General features: G+C 61.8%; 6 protein-coding genes. 4 read left to right on the forward strand and 2 right to left on the reverse strand.

Translation table 11 applies throughout. From position 1 onward, the window contains the following. The first annotated feature begins 101 nt into the window (after window positions 1-101). From mdlC to WAN02_RS13025, 4 genes are read left to right on the forward strand one after another with little or no spacing between them, the layout of a single operon-like run. The gene (mdlC, locus tag WAN02_RS13010; protein ID WP_422264596.1) at window positions 102-1715 is read left to right on the forward strand and encodes a benzoylformate decarboxylase; all 1614 of its coding nucleotides are present in this window, start codon (window positions 102-104) and stop codon (window positions 1713-1715) included. Window positions 1716-1749: 34 nt separating this feature from the next. Then, on the forward strand, window positions 1750-2145 hold the full coding sequence (locus tag WAN02_RS13015; RefSeq protein WP_422264597.1) for a tautomerase family protein: 396 nt from the start codon (window positions 1750-1752) through the stop codon (window positions 2143-2145). 31 nt (window positions 2146-2176) lie between these two features. Next, on the forward strand, window positions 2177-3367 hold the full coding sequence (locus WAN02_RS13020) for an alpha-hydroxy-acid oxidizing protein (protein WP_422264598.1): 1191 nt from the start codon (window positions 2177-2179) through the stop codon (window positions 3365-3367). A gap of 53 nt (window positions 3368-3420) precedes the next feature. After that, window positions 3421-4914: a CoA transferase gene (locus WAN02_RS13025; protein ID WP_422264599.1), complete on the forward strand. Its 1494-nt coding sequence runs from the start codon at window positions 3421-3423 to the stop codon at window positions 4912-4914. 69 nt (window positions 4915-4983) lie between these two features. Here the strand turns inward: WAN02_RS13025 and WAN02_RS13030 are convergent, their stop codons facing one another. Both WAN02_RS13030 and WAN02_RS13035 read right to left on the reverse strand, forming a co-directional pair. Beyond that, window positions 4984-5757, reverse strand: a complete 774-nt coding sequence (locus tag WAN02_RS13030; RefSeq protein WP_422264600.1) for a PucR family transcriptional regulator — start codon at window positions 5755-5757, stop codon at window positions 4984-4986. A 194-nt stretch (window positions 5758-5951) separates the two neighbouring features. Continuing rightward, window positions 5952-6342, reverse strand: a 391-nt coding sequence (locus WAN02_RS13035; protein WP_422264601.1) for a response regulator transcription factor, incomplete at its 5' end; no start/stop codon positions are given.

Genomic DNA, 6342 nt, shown 5'->3' on the forward strand with positions numbered 1-6342 from the left:
CACATAGACAGCCATCGGCGGTTCGGGTGAGCTATTTGGTAGCAACGCGCGATCAGAAACGCGCTGACGCGACTCATCTAGCGGAAGGTCGGATAGAGGCGATGACTGACGAGAAAACCGTTCACGAGGTGACCTATGACCTGTTGCGCACCCTTGGTCTGACCACCGTATTCGGCAATCCAGGGTCCACAGAGCAGACGTTCTTGAGCGAATTCCCCGACGACTTCACCTATGTCCTTGGGCTGCAGGAGGCGTCGGTGGTGGCCATGGCCGACGGATTCGCCCAGTCCACCGGCAAGCCCGCCCTGGTCAATGTGCACACCGCTGCGGGGATGGGTAACGCGATGGGCAACATCGTGGCGGCGGCTAAGGGCAACACCCCGCTGATCGTCACAGCCGGTCAGCAGACCCGCGAAATGGTGTTGTGCGAACCGTATCTGACTAACAAGGACGAGACCGTGTTTCCGCAGCCATGGGTGAAGTGGGCGTATGAACCTAAGCGCGCCGAGGACGTGCCAGCCGCGTTTATGCGCGCCTACACAATCGCGCTGCAGCCACCGGCCGGCCCGGTGTTTTTGTCTATCCCGCTTGACGACTGGGAGAAACCGGCGTTGGGCCCGGCGGTGGTACGCACGGTGAGCCACCGGGTCAGCCCGGATGCCGAGCGGCTGCGCGGATTCGCCGAGCGCATTAACGGTGCGCAGCGGCCATTGCTGGTGTTCGGGCCTGAGGTCGATCGTGCCGGCGCCTGGGACGCCGGGGTGGCCTTCGCGGAGAAGGTCGGCGCACCGGTGTACGGCAGTCCGCTGCCCGACCGGGCGTCGTTCCCGGAGGATCACCGTCTGTATCAGGGACAGATACCGATGACCATTGCCGGTGTCACCGAGCTCATGCGCGGGCACGACCTCGTCGTCGTGGTCGGGGCGCAGGTCTTCCGCTACTACCCCTATGTGGCCGGCGAGTACCTGCCCGAGGGCACCGAACTGCTGCAGCTCACCGCCGATCCGGGGCTGGCTGGTGCGGCGCCGGTCGGTGACAGCGTGCTGGGGGACACGCTACTGGCGTTGGAGCAGCTGGTTGGCATGGTCGATGACCACAGCGACCGGAGGGTCCCGACGAGACAAGTGCCCACCTCCGCGGTTGACGTGACCGGGTCGGCACCGCTGGAACCGGACGCGGTGTGGGAGACGTTGCGCACCGTGAAGCCCGCCGATTCACCGGTGGTCACCGAATCGACGTCGACTATGGCCCAACAGCTGCGATTTCTGCCCACCACCCGCCCGGCTTCGTTCTTCGCCACTGCCAGCGGCGGGATCGGCTGGGGGTTGCCCGCCGCGGTCGGCGTCGCCCTGGGAGACCGCGCCCGGGGCGTCAAGCGCCACGTCCTCGCCACCATCGGCGACGGATCGTTCCAATACTCGGTGCAAGCGATCTATACGGCCGCCCAACATCGCCTGCCGATCGTGTTCGTGGTGATGCGCAACGGGGAATACTCGATCCTCAAGTCGTTTGCGAAGCTGGAGAAGTGCACCGGCGTGCCGGGAATGGACTTGCCGGGCCTCGACATCGCCTCCCTCGCAACGGGTTTTGGGTGCCGCACCGTCAACGTCGACAACTGCGAAAAGCTCGCCCACGAATTCACCGCCGCGCTGAGCGCCGACGGGCCCACCGTCATCGTGGTGCCTACCAAACCGCAAGCCGCTCATCTGGGCTGACGCCACCAGCTGATCGTCTATTCAAGGAGTGACCATGCCGGTCTATACCTGCACAACGACAACGGGGACGCTGACCGCCGAAGTCAAGAGCGCGTTGGCTCAAGAGATCAGCCGTATCCACGCCGAGATCAACCATGTGCCCAGCACCTACGTCAACGTCGTTTTTCACGAGCTGCCCGCCGGTGAGATTTACACGGACGGCGTGCCCGCGAATCCGGTGCTGGTCAACAGTTGGGTGCGATCCGGTCACCCATTAGACGAAACAACCCGTCTCGCAACGGCAATCGCGTCCGCCGTGTCCCGAATCGCCAACGTCGACCCTGACCGGGTTCTGATGGTGATCCAGAACAGCCCCGCGAGCGGCGCGGTCGAAGGCGGCCGTGTCCTGCCAGAGCCCGGGCAAGAGCAGGCCTGGATCGCCGGAGCATGACGAGCCTCTACTGGGAAAGGACCCATTGACCATGGGCAGGAATTTCGGCGACTTTCAAAACGAGGTCTACGCCGAAGCGGTAAAGGGGGTAACGACCCGATACCCCTTCGACTTCGCCTCGATTGAGCGCAAAGCATCTGAGGCACTTCCTGATTGGGTGTATCGGTACGTGTCGGCGGCCGCAGGCGACGGACGTACCCAGCGCGCGAACATCGCTGCGTTCTCGTGCTACGGCATCGTGCCCCGAATGATGGTCAGCCCGCCCGAACGCGATCTGTCGATCAGCTTATTCGGCAAACATTTTGTGTCGCCGATGTTTTTGGCCCCGATCGGCTTGGTTGGCTTGTGTGCGCCCGACTTCCACGGTGATGTGGCTGCAGCCCAGGCGTCAGCGGCGACCGGCGTGCCATACACGTTGTCGACGTTCACCCAGACGCGCATGGAGGACGTGGTTCCACATGCAGGCGACACACCGATTTTTTACCAGCTCTACCTACCCGACGACAGGGAACTGGCCGCAAGTCTGATCAGCCGGGCCGAGACCAGCGGCTACTCCGCGCTGATGGTTACCGTGGATTCCTGGACCCTCGGCTTCCGGCCGATGGATCTTGAGCGAGGGAACTTTCCGCAGTTCCGCGGCTACTGCATGCAGAACTACTACACCGATGTGAACTTCACCAAACACCTGGCCAAACCGCCGGAAGAAGACCAGCCAGCCGCCTTGGCGCACTACACGAAGATCTTCGCCAATCCGCTGTCATGGGAGGACCTGCGGTGGATTCGGGCCCAGACGAAGCTTCCGATCGCCATTAAGGGGATTCAACACCCCGACGATGCGCGCCTGGCGATCGACAATGGCGCGGACGTTCTTTACTGCACCAATCATGGTGGTCGTCAAGCGAATTCGGCAGTATCCACACTGCAGCTGCTGCCCGGCGTCGTCAAAGCGGCCGGCTCCACACCGGTGATGTTCGACTCCGGCGTCCGTAACGCGACGGATGCGATCATCGCGCTAGCCCTCGGAGCGACGGCCGTCGGGCTTGGGCGGCCGTATGCCTACGCACTGTCGTACGGCGGTGCGGAAAGCCTGACCCATTATCTGCGGTCCTTCCTGGCCGAACTCGATTTGTGCTTGGCGGTCTGCGGTTTCAAGGACATCGCGACCCTGAAAGAAGCCGGCGTCGAGGAGGTCATCAACTCTCGGCAGCTGCTTCCGGGTTGAGCCTCGTCAATTCAAAGATTCAAACTCCGATCGGATCAATGGAAAGGCGCATCGTGAGCGCGACAGAAAATCTGGCAAAAACCATCATTGCCAACTACGACAACCCGTTACAGAGCAGCTCGATTGACGTGCCTGCACATGTCGAATCTTTACTACAGAGTTTGGGGGCAACAGCTTCCGATTCCGGAGGTAAGGTCACCTATTACGGGGCTGATCCCATCACGCCCGACCGATTGCCATATGGATCTATCAGTGCAATCTCGCTGGCCGCCAAGGCGATCCTGATCGCAAAGATATGGAAGGAGCGTACCGGCGAGGGTCAGGATATTCACATCGACGTGCGAAAGGCGTTGCGCCGCCTCACACCGTTTCTGGACGGCAAGTGGGAACTGCTCAATGGATTCCCCGGACGCACGGATCCATTCAGCCCCTTTGCCGGCGGCCCAGATATCGTCCCCACCAAAGATGGCAAGTGGGTCATGTTTGCCGAGCCTTACCCCGCCTTGCGCCAGCACACAATCGAACTGCTCAAACCCAGGGGCGGCACGTACCAGGCGCTGGCCGACGCGGTGAAAGAGTGGAACGGTGAGGAACTGGAAGAAGCCGCTGAGAAAGCGGGGGTCCCCATGCCGCTGGCCCGCAACATCAAAGACGTGCTCAAGATGGACGCCTTCACAAAGAACCTTGGGCTGATGCCTCTGGTCAGCGTCGAGAAAGTGGGCGAAAGCGATCCAATCCCCTTTACCCCCAACCCGAAGACCCCGCTCGACGGAATCCGTCTGCTCTCGTCAAGCCACGTCATTGCAGCCCCTTCGATCGGTCGCGCCATGGCCCTGCACGGCGCCGACTCACTCAACGTGTGGCGACCAACCGATGTCGAACACTCGCTCTGGCACTACACCTCCCATGTCGGAGTGCGCTCGACCGTGCTCGAACTGAAGAGCAAAGAAGGCGGGGCGAAGTTCGGTGAACTTCTCTCCCAGGCCGACGTCTTGGTCACAAACCGCCGTACGGGGTGGCGGCAGCGCTTCAATATCGCGCCGGATGACGTGCTCAACGAACGCCCGGGCCTGATCGATACCCAGATCACCTGGGCCGGTGAATCCGGGCAGTGGTCGAGTCGCGTCGGCTTCGACATCACGGCCACCTTCGCGTTGGGCCTGGACAACATCGAGGGCAGTGACGAGAACCCCGTACATCCGTCGATCTTCGTGGCGTGTGACTACGCAGCGGGGTGGCTGGCAACCTGCGGAATACTATCGGCGCTCCTCCGTCGCGCCAAGGAGGGCGGAAGCTACCGCGTCCGGGTTTCGCTGGTACGCACGGCTCTTTGGCTTGCTGAGTTGGGCATCTTCGATCGTGACTACGTGACAAAGACGGCCGGCTCAACTGATGAGCACCTCTACCCGGATCCGGATACCTTCACCGCCGATACACCGATGGGCCATTACAAAGGCGTCACCGAAATGATCGAGATGTCGAAGACACCCGGTGAATACAAGTATCCGTTGACTCCGTTTGGCTCCTGGCAGCCAAGCTGGGTCTGACCGCTGGCTGTTGACGGCTACCCCGGCATTGCCGATCTGCGGGCCGCAGGTGCCAAGGAATCTGATCAATCAGATTAGTCGTCGGAAGACTTCGAACACCAAACAAAGTTCTGCGATATCCCTTGGGCGAGAAAGGGATAGTCCGGTCCGTCTCTCTATTCGTTGCAGTCGGTAGCGCACGGTGTTGGGGTGACAACAAAGTCGTTCGGCGCAAATGGCCATCGAGGCGTCGGTTTCCTGCCACACCCGAAACGTCTCGAAGAGGACGTCGCGCTCGTCGTCGGGAAGGTCGCCAAATCGGGCCAAAATTGTGTCGACCGATTTGACCATCACCTCGGGTGCGGCGAGTACGGCAGTGGCTAAGATAGTGCCGTCGAACACCGCCACAGGCGAATCGGAGTGGGGTTGCCCCTGCAACGTCATCTTGGCGAAGTGCAGAGCCCGCGGCGCGTCGCGCAGATCGTCGAATCGCGCGCTGACTCCAACCCGGTCGACGGCCATCCGAGACACCAAGGCGACAACCTTGTCGAATTGTTGCTCCGACTTGACGCAGACAATCCCGACCTGCCAGTCGGGCACAACCTGCCATGCCGAATACACATCGAGGCTGCGCAACTTCGATTCGATCCTCGTCAGCGGCTCAACGTCATCGGAGCCAACGGCAGCCGCGATGACCACAAAGGGACCATGCTTTCGCAGCCTCAGGCGGCCGGCGACCAGGTCCAAGCTGGAGTCGTCGTGGACGCGGCCTTCCAGCACTGCGTCGATCAACGACGAGTGCCGCGAGACATCGTCCAGCACTTGCCATTCCTGCTCGTCGCGGTGCCCCGTTGTGCTCAGCATCGTCGACCCCCTGTCTCTGATCTGCTCACAGGCGGAGCGTGGGGAATTTTGCCTCGAGCGTCGCTTGAGCGACTACGTGATGACTTGACAACTACTACAGTCGCCGCGCGGCGGGCTCCGCACCATCGCCCGAGGGTTCATTTTTAGTGTCGTATGGATCTAGTACTAAGCAGACCCAGCATTGGACGGGCCGGTCAACCGGGCCCGCGCATGAGTTGGGCTAATTGGGCGCGGGAGTTGATGCCCAACTTGGAGAACACATTGTGCACATGGTTTTTCACCGTATAGAGGGAAAGATGCAGCTGCGTGGCAACCGAGCGGTTGGAATCGCCCTGTGCGATGAGACTGACAACCTTGAGCTCTGAGTTGGTGAGGCTGTCCCAGCCCGTTTTCGGCCGCGGCCGGCGGACAATGCGCCGTTGCACACCCAACAGGCGCAACTCGCGGCCTACCCGGCGCGCGTCGGTTATCGCCTCGTGCTGCAGATAGGTGTCGAACGCGGAGTTGAGATGGCGGATCGCCTCGCCTGGGTGGTCGGTACGCGCGAGTTCAGCGCCGGCGTCCTCGGCTGCCGCGGCGTACAGA

Source organism: Mycobacterium sp., assembly GCF_049281135.1.
In the GTDB taxonomy this organism is placed as follows: Bacteria; Actinomycetota; Actinomycetes; order Mycobacteriales; family Mycobacteriaceae; genus Mycobacterium.

Excerpts from the sequence above, each read along its gene's own strand:
- WAN02_RS13030 (WP_422264600.1), bottom strand. The coding sequence starts at position 5,757 with ATGCTGAGCACAACGGGGCACCGCGACGAGCAGGAATGGCAAGTGCTG.
- WAN02_RS13020 (WP_422264598.1), top strand. The coding sequence starts at position 2,177 with ATGGGCAGGAATTTCGGCGACTTTCAAAACGAGGTCTACGCCGAAGCG.
- mdlC (WP_422264596.1), top strand. The coding sequence starts at position 102 with ATGACTGACGAGAAAACCGTTCACGAGGTGACCTATGACCTGTTGCGC.
- WAN02_RS13015 (WP_422264597.1), top strand. The coding sequence starts at position 1,750 with ATGCCGGTCTATACCTGCACAACGACAACGGGGACGCTGACCGCCGAA.